This window comes from Porphyromonas sp. CAG:1061, from assembly GCF_000435035.1.
Classification (GTDB): domain Bacteria; phylum Bacteroidota; class Bacteroidia; order Bacteroidales; family Porphyromonadaceae; genus Porphyromonas_A; species Porphyromonas_A somerae.
Window position 1 is genome coordinate 1 of record NZ_HF988809.1, and the last position, 2468, is coordinate 2468.

Sequence of the window (2468 nt, forward strand, 5' to 3'; positions counted from 1 at the left end):
ACTACTCAGCTGATGCTCAATAAGAGCTGGGTAACACTGATGCTCTCGCATGAGTACAAGGTCAACTCCCTTACACAAACGACCCAACCGATGCGTGACCCTAATGACGCGACCAAGTATCTACCCTATATGACCCTCATCACGCACATCAATGCCGATCCCTACAGTATACTTGGGGCCAATATTATTCTTAGTCCTCGGATCAAGTGGTGGCACCCCACTTTCACCTTTGGTGCTATGAAGCTACTTGGATATGACCTCCAGCACTTTGAGGAGACCATCACCAATCGACAGGCATTCATATTCCTTCAATGGCAAAACCAAATTACACTACCGAAGGAGCTTACCATCAGTGCTAATATTAGCTACCTACCTAGTGGGGGCAACCAAGATAATATGGAAATATTAGGCTCTATGATCAATAGCTCCTTTGAGATTTCAAAGCGATGGCTGAAGAATAAGGCACTCACCACCTCATTTTCGGTCAGTAACCTCAAACTCACCTCATCACCTATGACGGTAAGAGTGGTGACAAGGTATACAGAGTCGACAGTCAAGCAACAAGTATTGCCTAGAGCCCAATTTACCATTGCTTATCGCTTCAATGCAACGAAGCAAAAGTACCAAGGCAAGGGTGCCCTCGGCTCCGTAATTAATCGTATGTAATAAAATAAGTACCTTTGTCACGGCAAGGTGACCACCATAATTAACACCATCAAACTATTCACACACGTTATGAAACAATTCATCACCAGTTTGCTGATACTTTGCTTGGCTACAGGCAACCTATTGGCACAAGAGATCAAAGGAAAGGTATCGGACAAAGAGGGGAAACCACTCCCTTATGCCACGATTAAAGCCATTGCCCTACCCGACTCCGCCACCATCGTGGGTGGCGTCACCAAGGAGGATGGCACCTTTGCTCTCTCTATCGGTGACCACAAGCTACCTATCCTACTCCAAGCAAGTCTGATCGGCTACAGCACCGAGCAAGTGCTTTGCGAAGAGCTCAAGGAGTACACACTCACCCTCTCCGAGAGCACCACCATGCTAGAGGAGGTAGCCATCACTGCCAATCGCGTCTCACACCGATTGGTCGCTGGCGGACTTAGCACCCAGATCGATGGTTCGCCCCTCTCCAAGCTCACCGATATCTACAGTGTGCTCAGAGGCATTCCACTAGTAGAGATAGAGAATGACAAGGTGAAAGTAACCGGAAAGGGCACCCCAGTTATCTACATCAACGACCGACTGATGACCGACCCCAATCAAATGAGAGAGCTCAAGCCCTATCTCATCAAGGATATTCAAGTGATCACCAACCCTGGCGCCAAGTACAGCTCATCGGTCGGTGCCGTCATCAAAATATACACCCGCCGTGACCCCGGCTCGGGACTCAGCGGAAACCTTGAAGGTACACTCGACAAGTATAAGGGACGTAAGATGGGAGGGTTCTCATACTTTTCACTCAACTACCGAAAGGATAATTGGGACTTCTTTGTCTCTGGCTGGGATCAAGCATGGAGAGGAATCAATATCACAGACGATGCCACATTCATCGGCAAAATAGATCAATACGAGTGGATCAATAAGTCAAGGATGGACTCAAAGTTTGGAGAGAACGACCACACCTATACATTCGGCATCAATTACTCCGACGAAAAGCAGAGTGCCGGTATCAAGTATCGATTTAATGCCAATAACGATCTCTCAACCGACGAAGCCCTACTAGAGAGTCAGCTCGACCATCAAGACAAAATAGACTACTATAGCTTCACCACCCAAAAGACTCCTTGGCACTACACACACCGCCCTAGCCTCTACTATATGCGTAAGATAGGACATTGGAAGACGCAGATAGATTTTGACTACTACGAAAGCACACCATCCGAAAAGACGAGCACCACAAAGGAGGGGCATACCAAGGCCTACGAATTGAGATCTCTCACGAGTAAAAGTGGCGATAAGTACCAATCTTTTGGTGCAAGGCTAGATATTGATGGCCCGCTTTGGGGTGGGACACTGAATGTAGGGGGCGGATACTCATGGGCCAATAATAGCTTCTTTAATTACAATGATCAGGAACTCAAAATACCCGACCTCAATAGCACCCTCAAAGAGCAAACCTATGTGCTCTATACCGAGTATAGCCACGCCATAGCCGAAAAGTATATGCTTACTGCAGGGCTACGCATGGAGCATGTCCGCAATCACTACGGAAATCAATCTGTAGCCAATGGGGTAAAAGACTACATCAAGACCAACCTTTTCCCTACCCTTTCCTTTGGTGGTCAACTGTGGGGAGTCAATACACAGCTATCCTTTAGAAGCCAGATCATTCGACCTAGCTTCTGGAGACTACAGCCGGACTATCAATACATTTCTCGATTTGAATACCAAGTGGGCGACCCCAACCTCAAGCCCGGGATCTCTTATACTACTCAGCTGATGCTCAATAAGAGCTGGGT

2 protein-coding genes are annotated in these 2468 nt (G+C 47.4%); both read left to right on the forward strand.

Features of this window, described 5'->3' with window-relative positions; genetic code table 11:
* Window positions 1–666: outer membrane beta-barrel protein (locus QVO39_RS00100; RefSeq protein ID WP_288171142.1), on the forward strand; the 666-nt coding region annotated here is incomplete at its 5' end.
* Window positions 667–735: 69 nt separating this feature from the next.
* Window positions 736–2468 (forward strand): TonB-dependent receptor (locus QVO39_RS00105; RefSeq protein WP_288171143.1); only part of this gene is annotated, 1733 nt, incomplete at its 3' end.